The organism is Lachnospiraceae bacterium JLR.KK002, assembly GCA_036941025.1.
In the GTDB taxonomy this organism is placed as follows: Bacteria; Bacillota; Clostridia; order Lachnospirales; family Lachnospiraceae; genus Petralouisia.
This window is the reverse complement of the sequence record JAYMNP010000001.1, coordinates 172,356-194,393: the sequence shown is the minus strand read 5'-3', so window position 1 is coordinate 194,393 and position 22,038 is coordinate 172,356. Positions and strand designations below refer to the sequence as shown.

At 46.9% G+C, this 22,038-nt stretch carries 16 protein-coding genes and 1 tRNA gene; 2 read left to right on the top strand and 15 right to left on the bottom strand.

Annotation, left to right across the window (positions count from 1 at the left end):
- Positions 1 to 71: 71 nt before the first annotated feature.
- The 5 genes from VSQ32_01025 to VSQ32_01005 all read right to left on the bottom strand — a co-directional run bounded on the left by VSQ32_01025 (position 72) and on the right by VSQ32_01005 (position 6,623).
- The gene (locus VSQ32_01025) at positions 72 to 854 is read right to left on the bottom strand and encodes a carbohydrate ABC transporter permease (protein MEH2941470.1); all 783 of its coding nucleotides are present in this window, start codon (positions 852 to 854) and stop codon (positions 72 to 74) included.
- Between the two features lie 22 nt (positions 855 to 876).
- Complete coding sequence (locus VSQ32_01020; protein ID MEH2941469.1) at positions 877 to 1,749, bottom strand: sugar ABC transporter permease; 873 nt, start codon at positions 1,747 to 1,749, stop codon at positions 877 to 879.
- 190 nt (positions 1,750 to 1,939) lie between these two features.
- Positions 1,940 to 3,319: an extracellular solute-binding protein gene (locus tag VSQ32_01015; GenBank protein ID MEH2941468.1), complete on the bottom strand. Its 1,380-nt coding sequence runs from the start codon at positions 3,317 to 3,319 to the stop codon at positions 1,940 to 1,942.
- A gap of 424 nt (positions 3,320 to 3,743) precedes the next feature.
- The gene (locus VSQ32_01010) at positions 3,744 to 4,757 is read right to left on the bottom strand and encodes a LacI family DNA-binding transcriptional regulator (protein ID MEH2941467.1); all 1,014 of its coding nucleotides are present in this window, start codon (positions 4,755 to 4,757) and stop codon (positions 3,744 to 3,746) included.
- 24 nt (positions 4,758 to 4,781) lie between these two features.
- A complete protein-coding gene (locus VSQ32_01005; GenBank protein ID MEH2941466.1) occupies positions 4,782 to 6,623 on the bottom strand; it encodes a L,D-transpeptidase/peptidoglycan binding protein in 1,842 nt (613 codons plus the stop codon).
- A 150-nt stretch (positions 6,624 to 6,773) separates the two neighbouring features.
- Here VSQ32_01005 and VSQ32_01000 point away from each other — a divergent pair.
- Positions 6,774 to 6,848 (top strand) — tRNA-Pro (locus VSQ32_01000).
- A 928-nt stretch (positions 6,849 to 7,776) separates the two neighbouring features.
- Here the strand turns inward: VSQ32_01000 and VSQ32_00995 are convergent.
- The 9 genes from VSQ32_00995 to VSQ32_00955 all read right to left on the bottom strand — a co-directional run bounded on the left by VSQ32_00995 (position 7,777) and on the right by VSQ32_00955 (position 17,405).
- Entirely contained in the window at positions 7,777 to 8,451 is a 675-nt protein-coding gene (locus tag VSQ32_00995; protein ID MEH2941465.1) for a phosphatase PAP2 family protein, read from the bottom strand.
- 256 nt (positions 8,452 to 8,707) lie between these two features.
- Positions 8,708 to 9,406: a 5'-methylthioadenosine/adenosylhomocysteine nucleosidase gene (locus VSQ32_00990; protein MEH2941464.1), complete on the bottom strand. Its 699-nt coding sequence runs from the start codon at positions 9,404 to 9,406 to the stop codon at positions 8,708 to 8,710.
- 55 nt (positions 9,407 to 9,461) lie between these two features.
- Positions 9,462 to 9,959 (bottom strand): S-ribosylhomocysteine lyase, encoded by a 498-nt coding sequence (locus tag VSQ32_00985; GenBank protein ID MEH2941463.1) that lies wholly within the window; start codon positions 9,957 to 9,959, stop codon positions 9,462 to 9,464.
- Between the two features lie 31 nt (positions 9,960 to 9,990).
- A complete protein-coding gene (locus tag VSQ32_00980; protein MEH2941462.1) occupies positions 9,991 to 10,635 on the bottom strand; it encodes an HAD family hydrolase in 645 nt (214 codons plus the stop codon).
- Positions 10,636 to 10,944: 309 nt separating this feature from the next.
- Positions 10,945 to 11,838 carry a helix-turn-helix transcriptional regulator gene (locus tag VSQ32_00975; protein MEH2941461.1) on the bottom strand — a complete coding sequence of 298 codons (894 nt, stop codon included), beginning with the start codon at positions 11,836 to 11,838 and terminating at the stop codon, positions 10,945 to 10,947.
- A gap of 145 nt (positions 11,839 to 11,983) precedes the next feature.
- A complete protein-coding gene (aspS, locus tag VSQ32_00970; protein MEH2941460.1) occupies positions 11,984 to 13,783 on the bottom strand; it encodes an aspartate--tRNA ligase in 1,800 nt (599 codons plus the stop codon).
- 90 nt (positions 13,784 to 13,873) lie between these two features.
- Positions 13,874 to 15,136, bottom strand: a complete 1,263-nt coding sequence (gene hisS, locus VSQ32_00965) for a histidine--tRNA ligase (protein ID MEH2941459.1) — start codon at positions 15,134 to 15,136, stop codon at positions 13,874 to 13,876.
- Between the two features lie 73 nt (positions 15,137 to 15,209).
- Positions 15,210 to 16,763 carry a coproporphyrinogen dehydrogenase HemZ gene (gene hemZ / locus VSQ32_00960; protein MEH2941458.1) on the bottom strand — a complete coding sequence of 518 codons (1,554 nt, stop codon included), beginning with the start codon at positions 16,761 to 16,763 and terminating at the stop codon, positions 15,210 to 15,212.
- Between the two features lie 12 nt (positions 16,764 to 16,775).
- Positions 16,776 to 17,405 (bottom strand): MBL fold metallo-hydrolase, encoded by a 630-nt coding sequence (locus tag VSQ32_00955; protein MEH2941457.1) that lies wholly within the window; start codon positions 17,403 to 17,405, stop codon positions 16,776 to 16,778.
- 368 nt (positions 17,406 to 17,773) lie between these two features.
- On the opposite strand from VSQ32_00955, the gene VSQ32_00950 reads away from it, so the two are divergent.
- Complete coding sequence (locus VSQ32_00950) at positions 17,774 to 19,423, top strand: methyl-accepting chemotaxis protein (GenBank protein MEH2941456.1); 1,650 nt, start codon at positions 17,774 to 17,776, stop codon at positions 19,421 to 19,423.
- A gap of 117 nt (positions 19,424 to 19,540) precedes the next feature.
- Here VSQ32_00950 and VSQ32_00945 read toward each other — a convergent pair whose 3' ends face one another.
- Positions 19,541 to 21,871, bottom strand: coding sequence for a bifunctional (p)ppGpp synthetase/guanosine-3',5'-bis(diphosphate) 3'-pyrophosphohydrolase (locus VSQ32_00945; GenBank protein MEH2941455.1), 2,331 nt, complete (start codon positions 21,869 to 21,871; stop codon positions 19,541 to 19,543).
- Positions 21,872 to 22,038: the final 167 nt, after the last annotated feature.

Here is a 22,038-nt window from a genome sequence, read left to right as displayed (position 1 = left end):
GAGATTCCTTCTTCTGTCCTCTTTCCTTACCGGCATACTATTCACTGTATTTTAATTGCATTACTGCACTATTACTTCACTGCGCCTGTAATACCTTCTGCAAAGCTCTTCTGCAACAGGAAGAACACAATAATTGTTGGCAGACTGCACAGCAGAACGGCTAACATCAGTACGCCATAATCCGTAACATAACCTTCTGTCAGGTTGGCAACCAGCATGGGCATGGTAATACTGGAATCATCCAGCATGATTACCTTCGGCCACAGATAATTGTTCCACGCATTCATAAATGTAATGGTCATGGCTGCTGCATAGGTGGAACGCATGGTAGGAATGAACATCCGGAAAAATATCTGTATTTCATTCAGGCCGTCAATTCTTGCCGCTTCAATAATATCATGGGGAAAACTTCTGGCACTCTGCCGGAACATCATAATCAGGAAGGGCGTGGAAATAGTAGGCATAATAAATGCGACTGTGGTGTTCAGAAGCCCTGCTGCGGAAAACATCCGGAACAGCGGAATCATCGTTGCCACAAAGGGCACCATCATTCCCAGAAGCAGGATTGACATAACCGTGTCTTTTCCTTTGTCATGGTAGATTTCAAATCCATAACCTGCCAGAGAACAGATAATCAGCGCGCAAATGGTAAGCACAATGGCATACTTAAAGGAATTCAGCATGGCTTCCTGTACCGGTGACTGGGCAAACAGTGCTTTCCAGTTGTCCAGGAAGGCCGTTCCCGGAATCAGTCTTCCTCTGGTTACGTCCACACTCTTATTTGTGGCTGCCATCAGCATCCAGTAAAGAGGGAATACTGATATCAGTGACACAATGATCAAAACAACATACATTAACGCATTTGCTCTTTTTGTTTTAGTCACGCTTATCACCTACTTTCATCTGAATAAACGCCAGAATTGCCACCAGGATAAAAATCAGGAAGGACATGGCTGCTGCGTAGCCAAAGTTCGGCACATATTTAAAGGATATATTGTATATGTAATGGGACATGGTAATCGTAGCGTTGGAAGGTCCTCCCTTTGTCAGGTTAAAGGACTCGTCAAACAGCTGCAATGTTCCGTTTGTTGACATAATTGCTGTCAGCAGAATCGTAGGTTTCAACAGCGGAACCGTAATCTTAAAAAATGTCTGCAGGGGATTTGCCCCGTCAATTTTTGCTGCTTCATATACAGAATATTCTATATTTTGTAATCCGGAAAGGTAAAATACCATATTATATCCGGTCCATCTCCATATCAACGCTATAATAATTACAGCTTTTGCACTCCCGGCATGACCCAGGAAATTATATCCCGTATTCAGGATTCCCAGTTTAATCAGAATTGAGTTGATAAATCCGTCTACGCCAAACAGGGAACGGAAAATAATTGCATAAGAAACCAGTGACGTCGCACATGGCAGGAAAATCGCGGTACGGAACAGACCTTTGCACCGCAGATTTTTGTTATTCAGCATCTGTGCCAGAACCAGTGCCAGAATCAGCATGATGGGCACCTGAATAAGCAGATAGAAAAATGTATTTCCAAGGGACGTCATAAAGACCTTGTCTTTAAACATCCTGACATAGTTATCAAGTCCGCCAAACCTTAAGTCGTTACCTTTACCTTTCTGAAAAGACAGGATAAAAGCCTGTATCATGGGCCAGAAACTCATTACTGCAATCATGAGCGTCGCCGGCGTTAAGAAGGCCCAGCCGGTCAGATTCTGTCTTTTGCTCAAAGACATTTTTTTCTTTTTGGGTTCGTTTGTCTGACTCACATATTTACCCCCTTTAGTCTCAGTCGGGGGCAGCAACTGCTGACCCCCTGACTGCTTTTTATATGGCCCGCTTCACCGTATAAAACGGGCGTTTGAATCACTCTGCACCGAAGCAGAATGTCCATAATTCACACTTATGTAATAAGTGCACGAACTCTTACTGCTCCATCAGTCCTTCTACGGTACCCTGTGCAATTTCAAGTTCAGAACCAATATCAGATCCGCCTACCACATTCTGGATAGCTGTTGCGATAGCGTCACGTGCTTCATAGTAATATACACCTGTATTGTTGCTTGGGCATTTGCTTGCATACTCAGTAATTTTCTTAAATACAGCATCTCCGCCGTAGAATTCAGAAGGCTCTGCGTATACTTCAGAATCACCTGCCGGCAGATAAGTAGCCAAAGCACCGGAACTCGGAAGAATGTTTTCATACAGTTCAACGCTTCCTGCAAAGGTGGATTTCAGGAAATCTTTTGCCAGATCCATATTTTTGCAGTTGCTTGTAATAGCCCAGGAAGAGCCACCGTTGTTGGAGTAGTTGGTTGCTCCTTCAACGCCAACCAGGCTTGGCATATTAGTCAGAGCCCATTTTCCGCTCTGGTCTTCTGCAGACTGAATGGAAGCCATAATCCAGCATCCGTTGATGGTTCCTGCTACGGTACCTGTTGTAAGGGTCTGAACATATTCATCCCAGCTGTTTACCAGCTTGCAGACACCGGTTTCTACTAACTGCTGATATGTTTCCATAACTTTCTTCAGAGCCTCGTTGCCAACCATGTCGGGCTTTCCTTCATCGTCAAACAGGGAAGCGCCGCAGGACTGAAGCATCATCATGATAACGTCAGATTCGGTGGACTGGCAGGAAAGTAACGGCTGTCCGGTCTTTTCCAGAACAACTTTGCCTTTCTCCAGATATTCATCCCATGTGATATCTGTGAAATCATCAACGGTAAATCCTGCTTCTTCCAGAACATCCGTACGATAACATGCCACAACGGCACCATTGTCAAAGGGAACGCCATAGTTCTTACCGTCAACTACGGAGTAAGCTGTTTTTGCTTCACCAAACTGGCTGAAATCAACGCCGCTGTCTGTCAAATCGGTAAATGCTTCCGGGAAAGAGATTACATTCTTCTGGAATGCATTATCCTGTACCAGCATAATATCCGGCAGAGTATCAAGAGCGTCGCCCGTTGCCGCTGTGGTCAGCTTCTTCTGTACATCATCCCATGGAGTCTCCACTACGTTAATGTTGAAGTCCGGATGATCTGCCTGATAAATCTTGCCTGCTTCTTCCATTGCATAAATGTTGAATTTCGGATCCCAGCACCATACGGTCAGTGTATTCTCATCGCCTGCTGCTGCCGCATCATCACCTGCGTCCGCATCGTCGCCTGCATCCGCATTGTCTTCCTGCTGTTTGTCATCCCCGGAAGTTCCGGAATTGCTGCTGCCGGAATTGTTGCCGCAGCCGGCCAGCATGCCTGCGGACATTGCTACACAGAGTAATGCTGCTAAAACTTTTTTCTTCATATTGTTTTCCTCCCATTTTTTTGTTTAGAACAACAAAATGCTTTTGTTGCGCAATCGGTTGTTCTATGTTTTATAGTTTAACAGAGGGACGGATTGTTGTCAATGTCAACACTTTCTATATTTTCCCTGGTGTTTTTGTATATTTTGTCTAATCATTTTTCGTCAGTTTTACCATATTTTTTCGCTGCGCAACCGTTTGCTCTCATGAGATTCCCTGTGTTTTGCACATATTTACTGTGCAACTTTTTTCCCGATAACGTTACCATCCCTGTAAAACCTGCCTTTTTTCTCTATTTTATGTTTTTACTAAAAAGCACTGGTAAATTTACCAGTGCTTTTCATCTTGTTTTACTGCAATTTTACCTGTATTTTTACTAAATTTTCTGAAAAATCTATGCAGAGCAAGACCGGCATATGTTTTGTTTTATTTTGTGGATTCTTTCAAAACCACCTCATAACCAAGCAAAGTACGGGAATCTGTCTGTTTCCCTTCCACCGCTTCCAGTAATGTTTTGCACGCCACATTTCCAAGCTCCCGCGCGTCAAAGGCAAGGGAAGTCACGGAAGGCAGATTATTTTCCAGCACTGTGCTGTCATAAAAGGAAGCCACACGCATCTGCTCCGGCACCTGAATGTTTTCCCGGCGCAGCTTGTTCAGCACCTGAATACATACCGCATCGTCCAGGCAGGCGATACAGTCCACACCGTTGGCCAGCAGACGTTCCACCCCCTGTTCAATCAGAATGTCTTTTTCCACATTAATATATATGATATTTTTATCCAGGGGCAGCCCTGCCGTTTTATATGCCTCAATATAGCCCTGCAGGCGGCTCTGGGTTACCACATGGGACTGTATCCCTCCGATGAGGCCGATTTTCTTCATTCCCTTTAACAGCAGAATGGAAATCAGCTCCCGGCAGGCGCTTTTATGGTCGTTATCCACCTGAATTACCCCCTGGTAATTAGTACTTCCCACTGTCACAAACGGAATTTCCTGCGATTTCAGATATTCAATATGGACGTCTTTGGTAAAGGTGCGCATAAGTATCACCCCGTCTACTTTGTGGTTTTCTATCATCCGCACCAGCTGGGCACAGTCATTTTCTTTTCCCATGGTGAGCAGCACGTCGTAATCCATGCTCACCGCTGTCTCCTGCACCCCAATCAGGCAGGTCTGGAAAAAGGGCAGATCCACCACCGTATAGTCCTCCGGCAGCATAACGCCAATGTTGTAAGTTTTAAGCTGGGCCAGTCCCTTCGCCAGTACATTCGGCTTGTAATTGTGCTCCTGAATATAATCCAGCACCCGCTCTTTCGTCTCTTTTCCAATTCTTCCTTTTCCGGAAATCGCTCTGGAAACTGTGGTTTTGGACACCCCCAATGCCTCCGCCACATCTGAGATGGTTAATTTTTTCTCATATTCTTTTGTATGTTCCATAACCTCACCCCGCAAATTGCTCCACTATTTCCTGTCTTTCTCCTTCTCCAGTTTTTCTATCTCTGCCTCAGCCTCCGTAAGAATATTGTAATTGGTTACTTTGCTGCGGGCGGCATCCGACAGTTTATTGTACTGTTTGCGGATATTTTTGACGGTGTCTTTCATATCCAGCGTAATTTTCTGCCCTGCAAGCTGGTTAATGGCGTCAATTACCGGCTGGGCTTCCGCCTGAGCCTGCTGGTCGGCAGTTGCTTCCGCCTCAAGTTGTCCAATTCTGGCTTCTGCTTCTTCCAGTACGTTGTAATTGCTCACATATCCTTTTGCTCCGTCGTCCAGCCCGTTATACTGATTTCTGGCATTTGCAACGGCCTCCCTGCTGTCCAGTGTAATTTCTCCCAGGGAAGCAATCAGCTCCGTCACCGCTGCCGCAGCGTCCTGCTGCCTGGCCTTGGCGCTTTCCGAGCCTGGAAGCTGGTACACCAGCACCGGACAGCCGGCTTCTATATTATCGTACAATGTCTTTGCCGCATTGTAGGGCATATTGATACAGCCATGGGAACCTCCTCTTTTATAATAGTTCCCGCCGAAATCCCGGCGCCAGTTGGCGTCATGGAATCCCACGCCGCCGTTAAAGGGCATCCAGAAGTCTACCGGCGTGGCATATCCTTCCCCGCGCAGCGTTTTATCCAGTTCCTTGTAATACAGGCCGAAAGCGCCCGGAGGGGTGCTCCAGCCTTTGGCGTCATTTCCGGATACAAAATCTGTCTCCAGCACCAGAGAACCATTTTTGTAATAATGCAGATGCTGGGCAGTCAGGTTTACTTCCACATATGTATTGCCGTAATCGTTTCCTCCCCGGCTGTTGGCGCGCTGAGCATATTCCGGCTCTCTGGAAAGGGTTTCTCCTTTTTTGATATTTCCCCGCAATGCTTCTGCTTCTTTTTCCTGGTCTATTTTCCAGCCGTAATCACCGCCGCTTACGGTCACATTGGCTCCATAGGAAGAAGCCAGTGATTTGGATTTCCCGGCAGTATTGTAAGTATCTGCCAGGCCGGCCACATATTCTTCTATTTTCTTCCGGGAGAGTTTTGCCTTATATTCATCATTTACTGAAATCCACTGGCTGATGGTTTTCCCATTCAGAACCTCCTGGCTGTCCCCAAATTCATAAGTAATCTCAGCTCCCACATACCGGTTCATGGTTTCCGCCAGTTTTACCACTTCTTCTGACTCTTTTGTATATTCCGGTTTCACGTAGCAGTCTTCTTCTGCCAGAACCATACGCTCCTGCAGATTCAGAATGGCATTTTCCAGGGACTGAAAAAACTGTTTTTCTTCTATTACAGTACCTTCTTCCTCCGGAATAATATGATATCCGTCTTTTTCAGAATATTCTGAAATAATGGCATTTTCCGCTTTTATCATCTGAGCTTCATCCATCAGCTCCAGGTTCTGAATGGATTTCTCCAGGGCTTCCTCATCATAGTCCACCATGGTCTTCAGCTCTATGCTGGATTCCCGAAACAGAAAGGACGGCCAGATAAATGCATTCTGGCTGAGCAATACTTCCAGCAGATTTCCGTCAAATACAGGCTTCAGCTTTATGGCTGAACCCTCGATTACTTCTTCTTTTCCTTCCCTGGGTTCCAGACAAATCTCATACCCGTCAATTTCATCTTCAATCAACTGTTCCACGGTCTCTACGGTTCTTCCCGAAGCCTTCACACCGTTGATGGTGGTTCCAAACATAAAATGCGTACTGAAGAACGCTGCAAATCCCAGATATACTGCCAGAATCACGAACAAAATGATTCCGATTATAACAAATATCCGCTGTTTCCTGGTTAAATTCTTTAATGTTTTCATATGTCCTGCCTCTCTTTAGTCTGTCGTATAACTGAAATGAATTATACTAATGTCTATTATAATTCTATTTCAGCTAAAGTCAAATAATTTCAATTTTCAATATTTAACAGTTGATTTTTATTTTTTTCTATGCTATAATAGGAAAGCATTCGGGGTATGGCTCAGCTTGGCTAGAGCGCACGGCTGGGGGCCGTGAGGTCGCAGGTTCGAATCCTGTTACCCCGATTCTTTTTATGTCATCGGAATGTTACAGCAGTAAAGTCATGGTGTTCAGCAGCCATGGCTTTTTTATTTCCCGTAGAATAAAAAAGCGGACAGGTCCGCTTCAACTCCCTGAATCCCTCATTCTTGAGGGACCTGGGTGCTTTGCTGCGCGCGAGCGGATTGCCTGGCAATATATTTCCTCTCCGCGAGCTGCGCATCCCGCCCGGTGGGCTTTCTCTTATAGGAAATCTATATACTTTAGCACTTCTCAGTAACACGGTGTTTCCTATAAGAGAACAAAGCGGACAGGTCTGCTTCAACTCCATGAATCCCTCATTCTTGAGGGACCTGGGCGCTTTGCCGCGCGCGAGCGGATTGCCTGGCAATATATTTCCTCTCCGCGAGCTGCGCATCCTGCCCGGAGGGCTTTTCTCTTATAGGAAATCTATATACTTTAGCACTTCTCAGTAACACGGTGTTTCCTATAAGAGAACAAAGCGGACAGGTCTGCTTCAACTCCATGAATCCCTCATTCTTGAGGGACCTGGGCGCTTTGCCGCGCGCGAGCGGATTGCCTGGCAATATATTTCCTCTCCGCGAGCTGCGCATCCTGCCCGGAGGGCTTTTCTCTTATAGGAAATCTATATACTTTAGCACTTCTCAGTAACACGGTGTTTCCTATAAGAGAACAAAGCGGACAGGTCCGCTTCAACTCCATGAATCCCTCATTCTTGAGGGACCTGGACGGTTTGCTGCGCGCGAGCGGATTGCCTGGCAATATATTTCCTCTCCGCGAGCTGCGCATCCCGCCCGGTGGGCTTTCTCTTATAGGAAATCTATATACTTTAGCACTTCTCAGTAACACGGTGTTTCCTATAAGAGAATGAAACAGCCCCCTGGAGTTTATCCCTCAGGCGGGCTGTATAAGAGGAAAATTCCTTTCTCTCTTTTATATTTCTCTGTACTGTCTCTTGTATACACGTCTCCTGCCGACGAGCAGTTCGCCACCATATACCAGCGTATACATCACAATGGCCATAATACAGCCAGTAATCACATCAAACACGGAATGCTGTTTTAAAAACATGGTAGAAGCAATGATGGAAACCATCAGTACAAAAGAAATTCTCCGAATCCATTTTTTCTCTTTCAGCTGTTCACTGTGCATAACGGAAAGGTGTACGCCGATGGAATTATACACATGGATACTGGGAAAGAGATTGGTAGGCGTATCTACCATATAAAGCCCCTTCACCAACGTTACAAATATATTATCCCTCTCGAATACCCTTGGCCGCAGGTAATGGCCATTGGGATACACCGTGGACACCACCAGAAAAACCGTCATTCCCACAAACAGAAAAATGCATAGTTTGTAATAATCCTGTACATTCCGGAAAAAGAAAAATGTAATTGCAAGGGCCACGTACCCAAACCACAGCAGATACGGTACGATAAACACCTCAATAAAAGGTATGTAGTCATCTATCGGCATATGAATTACATGGAAACGCCTGGTCACCGTTTGTTCCAGGTAAGCAAACCATGCCAGATAAATCAGCAGATATGATAAAATCCACCCATGCCGATAACGATAAAAAAAGTCTTTTACTGTCTCTTTCATTCAATCATCACCCTGAACCTTTTCATTTCCCTTCCTGTTTTGCGGTCAGACGAAAAACTTCTGCCGCTTTGGGTTATCTCACTGGATTATAGCACAGGAAATGGGGAGAAACAATGAATTTTTACCGAATTAAGAATTTCTTTATAACTTCCTGTCCTTTTTTCTCACAAATTTCCATATCGTAAATGAAGCAGAAGCCCAACAGCTTTCCCTGTCAGGCTTCTGCCATAAATATCTCAAATATTATATCAGGATTCTATATTCCCGGAAGCATATGCTCCACCAGAGCTGCCGAATGAACTGCCGCCGCTTTTTCAAAGGACGGATAATCCATTTCCGCGCTGTCATCCGCCTTATCTGAGATTGCCCGGATGATAACGAAAGGCACATGATTCAGATATGCGGCATGGGCGATGGATGCTCCCTCCATCTCCACACAGAATCCCTGGAAATTCTCTATAATCCTGTTCTTTACCTCTTTATCACTGATAAACTGGTCTCCGCTTACCACTCTTCCCTGATACACTTCAATATCCGGATTCACTTCCTTACAGCAGGACACTGCAAGCTGTACAAGCCTGTCATCCGCCGGAAAAGCCAGACAGCCCATCTGGGGAACCTCCCCCAGGGGATACCCGAACACCCGCACATCCACGTCATGGTGGAGGGCGTCTGTGGATACCACGATATCGCCGATATTGATTTCATTTTTCAGAGAGCCTGCCACTCCCGTATTGATAATATGGGTCACTTCAAAACAGTCGCATAAAATCTGGGTACAGAGGGCCGCGTTTACTTTGCCGATTCCGCTGCGTACAATCACAGTCTCTGTTCCGTTCAATGTCCCTTCCAAAAACTCCATGGAGGCCTTTTCCACCCTGCGGCGAATCTGCATGGCCCATTTCAGTGCTTCCACTTCCAGCTCCATGGCGCCGATAATTCCAACCTTTTTCATTCTGTTCTCCTGTCACCGGATCATGCCGGCCCTTTTGTCCGGCTCTCATCCGTTTCTATTCCATATCCTCTGTTTTCTCCGGATAAATCAGGTGCTTTTCATCTATTTTATAAAGTGTGTTCTCCAGATAACGGTTCGCCACATAATTGGTCATGGCAAGATTGTGATCCAGATAATTGCCGCAGTCCAACGCGCGGGCTCCCGGTATTTCTCCGCGGAAATCCCGGATAAATTCATACATTCCGGTGATTAATTTCACAATATCCCTGGACTCGTAATCCCCTGCCATCAGCAGATAGCAGCCGGTACGGCAGCCCATGGGCCCAAAATAGACGATTTTATCTTTATATTCCGGGTCATTGCGCAGATAAGTAGCTCCCAGATGTTCCAGGGTATGCATTTCCGCTGTGTTCATAACCGGCTCATCGTTCGGCGACGTCATACGCAAATCAAAAGTGGTCACCACTTCTTTTCCGATATGATCTTTGCGGGAAACATAAATTCCCGGCTCCAGCTTCACATGGTCTATGGTAAAGCTCGCAATTTTTTCCATTATCAGTTCTCCCTTCTTCGTGTGTGTTCTGTTACTGTTCCTTAAAAATTTCTTCTACCACCTGGGGAAGCTGCTCCAGATCCGTAATGGAAGGCACCTCCGCCTGGATAGTTCCATATCCGTTCTCCGCATGAATAAAAGGAATCTCCGCTTCTTCCGCCGCATAGTAGTCTCCCTGAACGTCTCCCACATAAACGGCTCTGTCCAGCTGGTTCCGCTCCACCACCATACGGATATTGCGGCCTTTCTCTCTTCCGGTTCTTCCAAAGCATTCAAAATCGTCAAAATAACTTTCCAGTTTGTGATATTCCAGAAATGCTTCTATATAGCCTGCCTGGCAGTTGCTCACAATACTCAGATGATAACCGCGGTCCCTCAGATTCTGAAGGGTATCTTCCAGCCCTTTCATCAGAATGCCTCCGTGACTTCTGATATGCTCATTCTCTTTCTTACAGCAGTACGCCAGCATTTCCCGCCGGTCTTTCATCTCAAATTCAGAAAAAAGAATATCCGAAATCTCATACATGCTCTTTCCCATAACTCCCTGGATCATCTCTGCTGTAATTGGTTTTTCTATGTCAAAATGTTCATCCAGCGCTGCCTGCCAGGATATTGCCACTTCCTCGGATGAATCCCACAGAGTGCCATCCAGATCAAATATAATCCCTTTTTTCATGATTCCTCCTTCTGTACCAACCATATGCTAATACATTTTTCCATGCAGAGACCCGAAAATCCTGTATGTTACGTCTGCCGGCCGCAACGCATGGTTTTCGGGTTCTTTATTCTCTTCGACTATTTGGTTTCTATTCTATCATGTTTTTCCTGCAAAGTCCATATAACATCCAAAAGGAAATAAAAATTTTAGCAACAGTTCAGCCATAGCCTGAATTATGGGCGAATCATGCCTGCATGAATGAGCACAGAATGCAGGCTATGAGCGGAACGCCCCTTAAGCCTCAGACAGGAGCTGCGTCAGCAGCGGTCAGCCTGCGTTGTTCCGCCCATTTAAAATCAGGGCCACAATCCCGCAGAGCAGCCCGCCTGTGGGCCAGACAATCCAGCAAATCCGCCAGAGGTCAAACACAAATCCTGTCACCAGAAATATGCCGGTGGCAAACAGCATAATACAGCCGCACCAGACGCCCACCCCCATATTTTTCCTTTTCTGTTCCGGACTGTTTTCCTTATTATAAGTATCCACTTCATACTTTTCTTTTCCCATCCCGGCATAGATAAGGATGCCGATTCCCAGAGCAGCCAGCAACAGGAAAATTCCCTGATAAAAATCTTCTTTCATCCCTGCCCGCAGAGGAAATTCATCTCCGTTCATGCCGACCAGCGCTCCAATCAGTATAAGGCCGATTCCTGTGGCAATCCGTCTGGGAAACTGCTGATCAGATTTTTCCTTTTCTGCCGGTGTGTAAAAATCCGGAATCACCGGATGATTTTTCCGGTAAATATCATGTTCCATTCCGGCCACCACAAGCACCAGAACCGACACCACTGCCATAGACATAAAAATCACATCTGACAATATTTCAGGGCTTTGAAACCCTTCCAGTATCTCGTAGACTGCCACCCCAAGAATCAGGAATGTGACGCCAAAGGTAATCTTTTTCCGCCTCTTTTCCATATGATTCTCATAGCCCTGACTGTCCGCCGTCTCCAGGAGCGCCGCCTCTTTTCTCAGCAGCGTATCCATATCACAGGAAAACAAATCGCACAGCTGAAGAATTTTCTCCATTTCCGGAAAAGAGGTTCCTGCCTCCCATTTGGATACGGTCTGTCTGGAAACATCAAGCTGTTCCGCCAGCTGCTCCTGCGTCAGATTTCTCTGCTTTCTGTAAAACTGTAAATTTTCTCCGAATACGTTCATATTATTTCACCTCTCTGTTTTGTTCCTTCTGCGCTTCCGGTGAATTTATCTTACCGTATTCTGCATGTAAAGTCTGCCGATTTCCTGTTGCGTTTGAAGATTTTGATGTAAAGTTGCGGTTGCATTGGCGTTTTTACGGGGAAAATCAGCTTTCAGACCCTTCCGGCTGCTGTACGGACAATGCCAGTTCTTCTAACTGCTTCTCCTCCACGGTACCCGGCGCTTCGGTCATCAGGCAGGAAGCATCCTTTACCTTGGGGAAGGCAATCACATCCCGGAGAGAGTCGCACTGTACCATCAGCATAATCATCCGGTCCAGTCCAAAAGCAAGGCCTGCGTGGGGCGGAACTCCGTACTTAAAGGCATTTAACAGAAATCCGAACTGCTCATAGGCGCGCTCTTTGGTAAAGCCCAGCACTTCCAGCATTTTTTCCTGAATATCGTCCTGATGGATACGGACAGAACCGCCGCCCAGTTCTGTGCCGTTTAACACAATATCATAGGCTTTGGCCCGCACAGCTCCCGGATCTGAGTCAATCAGATGCCAGTCTTCTTCCATGGGCATGGTGAAGGGATGATGAGCCGCCATAAAACGGTCTTCTTCCTCGGACCACTCCAGCAGCGGGAATTCCGTCACCCACAGGAAATTGTACTGGTTTTTGTCAATAAGTCCCAGTTCTTTCCCCATTTCCAGGCGGATTGCTCCCAGCACATTCCAGACAATTTTATTTTTATCTGCTGCGAATACCAGCAGGTCGCCCGGCTCTCCTTCCATTTTCTCCACCAGGGCCTTTAATACGGGCTCCTCCATAAATTTGGCAAAGGAAGATTTGTATGTCCCGTCTTCATTGACAGAAAGATATGCAAGTCCCTTCGCACCGCAGCCTTTGGCAAATTCCACCAGCTTGTCTATCTTCTTCCGGGGCATGGCTCCCTGGCCCTTCACATTCAGGCCCCGGACGGAACCGCCGTTCTCCAGCGCTCCGGTAAATACGCCGAATCCGCAGCCTGCCACCACCTCTGACACGTTCACCAGTTCCATACCGAATCTGGTGTCCGGCTTATCGCTTCCATACCGGTCCATGGCCTCCTGCCAGGTCATCCTTGGAAGAGGCAGGGACACATCCACGCCGACTGCCTCCTGAAAGACATATTTCAGAAGACGCTCATTTACTTCCAGTACGTCGTCCACATCCACAAAAGACATTTCCATATCCACCTGGGTAAATTCCGGCTGGCGGTCCGCACGCAGATCCTCATCCCGGAAACATCTGGCAATCTGGAAATACCGGTCATATCCGGAGCACATCAAAAGCTGTTTAAACAACTGGGGAGACTGAGGCAGTGCGTAGAACGTCCCAGGATGCACCCGGCTGGGCACCAGATAATCCCTGGCTCCTTCCGGCGTGGATTTTGTCAGGATGGGCGTCTCCATCTCCAGAAATCCTTCCTGTGCCAGAAAATTACGCAACAGCATGGACACTTTGCTTTTCATCATCATATTGCGCTGAATATCCGGCCTGCGCAAATCCAGATAGCGGTAGCGCAGACGGAGGTCTTCCTTTGTCTGGGAGTCTTCCTCAATGGGGAAGGGCGGCGTCTCAGACTCTGAAAGAATCCGGATATCTTCCGCAATTACTTCAATATCCCCGGTTTTCAGATTCTCATTGACTGCTGCCGCACGTTTTTCCACTGTTCCTGTCACAGCCACCACATACTCGCTCCGCAGCGTTCCCGCTCTGGCAAATCCCTCGCTGCCCACTTTGGGCTCGTCAAATACAATCTGGAGCAGTCCGGTGCGGTCCCTTAAATCTATAAATATCAGGCTTCCCAGGTTTCTCCGTTTCTGTACCCATCCCATCACGGTCACCTGCCGGCCGATATCGCTGTCGGAAATCTCCGTACATCTGTGGCTTCTGTGTAATCCCTTCATTGATTCTGCCATAATTCTTCCTCCTGAAATTAATTCCTGATTTCACTTTCATTCTGTCTGCTTTTTACAACAGGGTATTCATCCTGTTTCTTATTTTTATCCTCAGTCCCTGTTAAAAAACTCTTTTATTTCCGTATAGCCTTCCGCTGTCAGTTTTTCCTTCTGGAATTTTTTATTTTTATTCATGCGTGCTACCAGTACCTGCTTCCCTGCCCTGCGTTCTTCCTGGGCCTGGGCCGTCACCTGGGCCAGTTTATCTCCCGGATAATTTTTTTCAATCAGATATGCAATTTTTTTCGACTGTCCCGGTACCTGAAAACCGCTTTCCAGCAGCAGCAGGATAATCCGCTCAAAGCCGATGGAAAATCCGCAGGCCGGCACGTCATTTCCGGTAAATTTTCCAATCATTTTATCATAGCGCCCGCCTCCGCCGCAGCTTCCGCCGAATTCCGGCATGGCGATTTCAAAAATAGTTCCCGTATAGTAGGACATACCCCGCACCAGCGTGGGGTCAAAGACCAGTTCAAATTCCGCCTCTTTTGTCTCGTTTACACAGGCCGCAATTTCTTTTAAACTGTCCGCCACTTCCTGTTCCAGATAATCGCCCAGCCGCTCTGACAGCCAGGAAACGCCCTGAGCCACATCTTCTTTTCCCTGCATGTTCTGAAACAAATCCAGATATTTCTCAATGGACGCTTTTTCAAATCCGTTTTTCTCCAGTTCCCGGGCCACCCCTTCCAGGCCAATCTTGTCCATTTTGTCCAGAATAATGAATACCGTGTCGTAAGAATCCTCGGAAAATCCGCTGTAAGCCGCCATAGCTTTCAAAATTCGCCTTTCATTGATACGAATCTGGAAATTTTTGAAGCCTAACCTGCCAAGTGTGGTTGTGGTTGCAAGAATCAGTTCAATTTCTGCAAGATTACCTGCTTCTCCCAGAATATCAATGTCACACTGCATGAACTGGCGGTATCTTCCCCGCTGGGGACGGTCCGCCCGCCACACATTTCCCATCTGCAATGCTTTGAAGGGAGCCGGCAGGTTATTGACATTATTGGAATAGAACCTTGCCAGCGGCACCGTCAGATCATAACGCATTCCGAAATCCACCACATCATTTTCTTCTCTTGCAGTTTCCAGATTCAGCTTTTCCCCCCGTTTCAGTACTTTAAAGATGAGCTTCTCATTTTCGCCTCCCTGTTTGCTGCTGAGATTCCCGATGTTTTCCATACAGGGGGTCTCAATGGGGGTAAATCCAAAGCTCCGGTAAGTTTCTTTGATTACGTTCATCACATAATCCCGGATTTCCATTTCCTCCGGTAAAATATCTTTCATGCCGTTTACAGGCTTTTTTGCCAGTGCCATTCTGTTTCCTCCTTCAGTCCTGCTTCTGTATTATATCAGTATTTAATAGTGAATGATTCCATGCAGCCTTCTGTCATCCTTCCAGCAGCTTCCGCTTCCGTTCCGTCATTTCTCCGATTCTTTCCATATACTGAGCCACATCTTTTACATTCTCGCACCGCTCAATCCGTCCGTCGCTGCAAAGGCGCTTTGAAATGCTGCCGGCTCCCAGAGCCAGTATATCCTGTTTCTCCTCCATCATCAGAATATTATAGAGCCCGGCTTTTCCCTCCCTGGCATATCCTACGTTTTCAAAATTCCCGGCCATATTTTTCTGCCGGTACAGATAATAGGGCGACAGACCCATCTTTCCGGCATATGAGGCGGTCATCTCAATGATTTCCCGGCTGTTGGTCATCTCCATATCCCGGTATTCCTCAGAAAACATCTTCATCCTTGCGGCCCGCTTGATGGCAAGGGAATGGATGGTCAGATTGTCCGGGGCCAGCTCCTGAATCTGCTCCAGAGTATTTCTCACATCTTCCATGGTTTCTCCGGGCAGCCCCAGAATCAAATCCATATTGATGTTGTCAAACCCCATCTCTCTGGCCAGATAAAAACTCTCCAGCGTCTGCTCCGCAGTATGGCGGCGGCCAATCAAATCCAGCGTTTCCTGCTTCATAGTCTGGGGATTGATGGAAATTCTGGAAATTCCATGTTCCCGCAATACCTGCAGCTTCTCTCTCGTAACGCTGTCCGGTCTTCCCGCTTCCACCGTATATTCCAGCAAATTTGAAAAATCAAAGCAGGATTTTATTTTTGTCAGCAATCTGTCCAGCTGACGGGGCGCCAGTGTGGTGGGGGTTCCCCCTCCAATGTAAATGGAATTTAATTTCCTGCGGCTGCAAACCGCGGCGATAAAATCAATTTCCTGCTCCAGCGCATCCAGATACTCGTCCACCCGCCCCTGCCACTTTCCGATGGGCGAAGAGGAAAAGGAACAGTAGGAACAGATACTGGGACAGAATGGAATACCCACATAAAGGCTGTAGCCGTCCTGGTAATCAATCTGCTTCAGAAGCTCCAGTTCCCGTTTCGCAATCTCAATACTCAGGCTTATTTTCTGCTCCGACGCAAAATAAGTGTCCGCCATGTAAGTTCGGATTTCTTCTTCCCCTTTTCCCTGCTCCAGCATGGACATGGCAATTTTCACAGGCCGAATCCCCGTAAGGCTGCCCCAGGGCAGGGTACGTCCGGTATATTCCGACAACATTTGATAGAGGGTCTGTTTTAACCTGTCTTTTGTCATTTTCCGGTCTGAGAAATCTGTCTCCACCTGTTTTGACACTGCCAGGCGGTAACCGCCCCCCTGATAGTCCAGTCCTGATTTTTCACCGGAAACGGCTTCTGGCTCCTCCGGCGGAAGATACAGGGACAGTGCCATGACTCCTGCCGGGAAGTACCGTGCTTCCTCTTTACCCTCTCCATAAACAATTTCCATATGGAACAGGGGCGTCTGCTCCCGCTCCAGTCTGCCGATTTTCTCCGAATCGGCAAATACCTTTACTTCTTCCCCCGGAAAAAATGCTTTCACCAGAGAATGTATATCGTATTCAAATTCTGTCTTATTCAAACATACGGTTATCATAGGATACTCTTTCTATAAATAAGGATTATGGGCCCGCTCTGCGCCTATGGTTGTCAAATCCATATGGCCCGGATAAACTTTCACATCATCCGGGAGAACCATGAGCTTTTCTTTTATGGAACGTACAATCCCCGACATGCTTCCTCCCGGAAAATCTGTTCTTCCCACAGACTGGCAGAACAGAGTATCTCCGCTGAACAGAGCTTTTTCCTTTTCCAGATAATAGCAGCAGCCTCCTGCCGTATGTCCCGGCGTATGCAGAACCTTTAATTCCATACCGGCCAGATTCAATACTTCTTTGTCCTTCACATACACATCCGCATGATACACATCTCTGCTGCCAATCATCAGAGAAACATTTTTGCCGGGATCCTCCAGAGTATCTTTTTCCGCCTCATGGGCATATATTTTAATCCCAAACATCTCTGCCAGTTCCTCTGCCGCCATGGCGTGGTCAAAATGCCCGTGGGTGAGAAGCACTGCTTTCGGCTCCAGTTTTTCCCGCCGAATACGGTCGGCCAGCATCTCAGCAGAATCTCCGGGATCTGCAATCAGCATTTCTTTCGTTTCATTATTAATAATGAAATAACAGTTGGTTGCCACCTGTCCTACACAAAACTGCTCAATTTTCATGATTTGCACCAAGTCTCAGGTGAAAATGCCTGCACTTTCATTTGAGACGCAAACACAAAGGGTGAGAAATGTGTGTTTGCATTTTACCCTTTCTTCTGTTTTTCTTTCACCCTTTTCCTTTCCTGCAGAAAAATAACAGTTATTTTATTATAACTCTTACTGTAAAAATTGACCAGATATTTTTTATATTATCTTCAATCCGTAACAGTTCAGCCATAGCCTGTATTGTGTGCGAATCGTGCTGGCATGTATGAGCACAAAATACAGGGATTCCAGGCAAAAAGTCATATTGCATTTTACCGGAAAAGCCTATAAAATATACACAGGCATAGAAAATTAGTACTATATGCCGGAATAAATTACAGGAGTTGAGCAAAATGAACCGAACAGGTAAAAAAACGCGTCATCTCGGACGCAAAGTAGGCAGCTTAACATTGTTTCTGCTGGTTGTCAGCATTGCCATAACTGTCCGCCTGTGCCTTTACATGTTCTACGAACAGACAATGGACATGCTGGAAAACCGCTGTGTCAACGGTACAAATATGCTGGCTTACCAGATGGAGCACTATGAAATCAGTGACATGAACCAGCTGCTGGATGATTTAAAAGAACAGATGGGCTGTGAATTTACCGTTTTTGCAGGCGATGAGCGGGCCTATACCACTATTCAGCAAAACGGGGCTCGTGCAACGGGCACAAAACTGTCTGCTGAGCTCTCGGACATTGTGCTGAAACAGGGAAAATCCTATGTGGGGCGGGCAAAAATTCTGGAAGAAGATCATCTCTGCTCTTATGTCCCCGTCAAAGATTCCGACGGTAATATCACCGGTCTGATTTTCGCCGGAATTTCCATGGAAACCCTTTTCCGGCAGCTTAACCTTACCGTTATTCTTGCATGTGCAACAGGTGCGCTGCTTATCTTTGCCAGCATTTTAGTTATGGCTGCTTTTATCCGGCATTCTGTTTCCCGGCCTCTTGCCAGCCTTACCCGTCTGGCAGTCACCATGGAAGAAGGCAACCTGGGCCTTGAAACAGGCGAAACGCTGACGGTCAATATTCATTCTAACGATGAAATCGGCCTTCTGGCAGAAATTTTTGAGAAGACTATTCTCCGGCTGCGGGGATATATCGGAGAAATTTCCGCCATACTGGAAGCGGTGTCCAACGGAAATCTGGAAGCGGAGACCACCCAGGATTATGTGGGAGACTTCACCTCCATAAAGACTTCTCTGGATACCATTCTGGAAAAGCTGAATGACACCATGGCTCAGATTATGCAGAGTTCCGCTCAGGTTTCCAGCGGCTCCAGACAAATGTCCATAGGTTCTCAGGCTCTGAGTCAGGGAGCTGTGGAACAGTCCGGCGCCGTGGAAGAACTGGAGGGAACCATCCAGACCATTGCACAGCAGGTACAGCAGACGGCCGAACGGGCAGAACAGGCCAGCCATAAAGTGGAAGAAGTCAGCGAACATCTTTCAGAAAGTAACCAGAAAATGCAGGAAATGATAAATGCCATGGAAGAAATCAACGAAAGTTCCAGCGAAATAGGCAAAATCATCAAGACTATTGAATCCATTGCACAGCAGACCAATATCCTTGCCCTGAATTCTTCTGTAGAGGCAGCCCGTGCCGGGGAGGCCGGAAAAGGATTTGCTGTGGTTGCCAGAGAAGTACAGGAACTGGCCGGAAAGAGCACAGAAGCCTCAAAATCTACCGGTAATCTGGTAGAACGCTCTATTACAGCCGTGGGATATGGCACCAGGATTGCGAATGAAACCGCTGACCGTCTGGCTTCTGTGGTAGAGGGAACCGTTGAAGTTGTGGAAACCACCAACTGGATTGCAGACGCTGCCCGCACGCAGGCAGAAGCTGTGGCACAGATTCAGAACCGTATGATGCAGATTTCCGACGTGGTACAGACCAATTCCGCCACTGCGCAGGAAAGCGCCGCCACCAGCCAGGAACTCAGTTCTCAGGCCGGACTTCTGAAAAATCTCATGGAAAAATTTCATCTGAAACAATTCTGACCGGTGTTTTCCGGATATACATACGTAAATCAAAATGTGCAATTCCTCCTCTCAGCATTGAAAGAGGGATTGCACATTCTGACGCGCCGGGCACAATTGCAAAGCCGTATTCATCCTTTAACCTCTGGTCCTTTCAATATCAATGACACTTTCCACCTGACGGATTTTATCAATCATGCTGCTCAGTTCTTCCTTTCCTTTCGTCTCAAAGGACAGGGTGATGGTGGCCACCCCCTGCTTACTGGTGTTGGAATGAATGGCATTGATGTCAATCTGGCGCTCGGTCAGAATTTTCGTAATATCCACCAGCAGTCCGGTGCGGTTATTGCCGTATATTTTGATTTCCGCCATATACCGGCCGCTCTCCCCTTCCTCTGCCTGCCATTCCGCATCCAGAAGACGCGCCCGTTCCATCTCGGAAAGATTGATAATATTAATGCAGTCCGTACGATGAATGGAAATACCCCTTCCTCTGGTAACAAATCCCACAATTTCATCTCCCGGTACCGGTGCGCAGCAGCGGGAAAACCGTACTGCCACGTCATTAATGCCTCTGACCACAATTCCGCTTCCGGAACGCCTTTTTCCATGCTTCTCTTTACTGCTGCTTCCGTTGGAGGCGGCATTTCCCATCCCCTCATTGGCCACATTGCGCAGGATATCTTCATCGGTAAGCACCGCTTTGTGGTCTTTTTTGTAATATTCCTGCATTTTATTGATAATCTGACCTTCTTTCAGGCCGCCGTGCCCCACTGCCGCCAGCACGGATTCCCAGTCCCGGAATCCATATTTCCGCATAATACGGGCCTGACAGGAAGTCTGATTCAGTTCCGGCCAGTTAATGCTTTTCGTTTTACAGTACTGGGCCAGAAGTTCTTTTCCTCTGGAAATATTTTCCTCTTTGAACTCACTGCGGAACCACTGATTGATTTTATTTTTCGCCTGGGTACTCTTAACCACATTCAGCCAGTCCCGGCTTGGACCTTTGGAATTCTGAGAAGTGAGCACCTCTATTCTGTCCCCGTTCTGAATCACATAATCAATATTCACCAGTTTCCCATTTGCCCTGGCGCCAATCATTTTATTTCCCACAGCAGAATGGATGCTGTAGGCAAAGTCTATGGGAGTAGAACCGTTGGGCAGGTTTTTCACATCCCCGGAAGGAGTAAAACAGAATACCGTGTCGGAAAACAAATCCAGATCGCTTTTCAGCAGGCTCATAAATTCCCGGTTGTCGGACATGTCTTTCTGCCACTCCAGAATCTGCCGGAGCCAGCTTAGTTTCTCCTCTTCCTGATTTTTCTCCGTCACTTTATTTCCATTGGAAACTTCCTTGTATTTCCAGTGGGCGGCAATACCGAATTCCGCCGTCCGGTGCATTTCCAGAGTACGAATCTGGATTTCAAAGGGCTGGCCGGTGGGGCCGATTAATGTGGTGTGCAGGGACTGATACATATTGGGCTTTGGCATGGCAATGTAATCCTTGAACCGCCCCGGAATGGGCTTATACAGTTCGTGAATTACGCCCAGAGCCGCGTAACAGTCCTTCACGGAATTTACAATAATGCGGATGGCAAACAGGTCGTAAATCTGGTCCAGCGTTTTATCCTGATTCACCATCTTCTTATAGATACTGAAAAAATGTTTTGCCCGTCCGTCGATGGAAGCCTCAATCCCGGCGCCTTTTATATGGCTCTTCACTTCCTCCACCAGCTGAGATACATATTCTTCCCGCACGCTTTTGCGGACCGCCACTTTTTCCACCAGATCATAATAGGCTTCCGGTTCCAGATATTTCAGTGACAAATCATCCAGCTCGATTTTTATCTTGGAAATGCCCAGACGCTGGGCAATGGGAGCGTAGATGTCCATGGTTTCCCGCGCCTTTTCTTTCTGTTTTTCCGGCTTCATATACTTCAAAGTACGCATATTGTGCAGCCGGTCAGCCAGCTTAATCAGGATAACCCGGATATCCTTTGCCATGGCCAGAAACATTTTGCGCAGATTTTCCGCCTGCACCTCCACCTTGTCAGCGTCATAGGACAACTGTCCCAGTTTGGTAACGCCGTCCACCAGCAGGGCTACTTCCTCGCTGAATTCCTGCGCAATCTCTTCTTCGGTCATTACCGTGTCTTCTACTACATCATGGAGAATTCCTGCAACAATGGTTTCCTTATCCAGCTCCAGCTCCGCAAGAATAATGGCCACACACAGAGGATGGATAATATAGGCCTCCCCTGATTTGCGCACCTGTCCCGTATGAGCCTCGTCTGCAATCTTATATGCTTTTTCAATCAACGAAATATCCGCGGAGGGATGATACCGCCTCACGCTGGTAATCAGTTCTTCATACAGACTTTCCGGACTTACAAATTCTTTGGTGGGTTTGATATGATCGTCCGTATGCATGGCCAGTTCTTCCTGTTCGTTCAGTTGAATCATTTTCATATCTTCCATATGCACTACTCCATCCTGCAGGTTCTCTCTTCTTCCATCATTTATCTGACTTTTATCTGTCATGTATTCGAAAATATTTCCTGTTTTCCTTCGTTAGCTTATCTGAATCTGCTTTTCATACGCAGACTCAGGAAAATACAGGTATTTTCCTTCGTTAA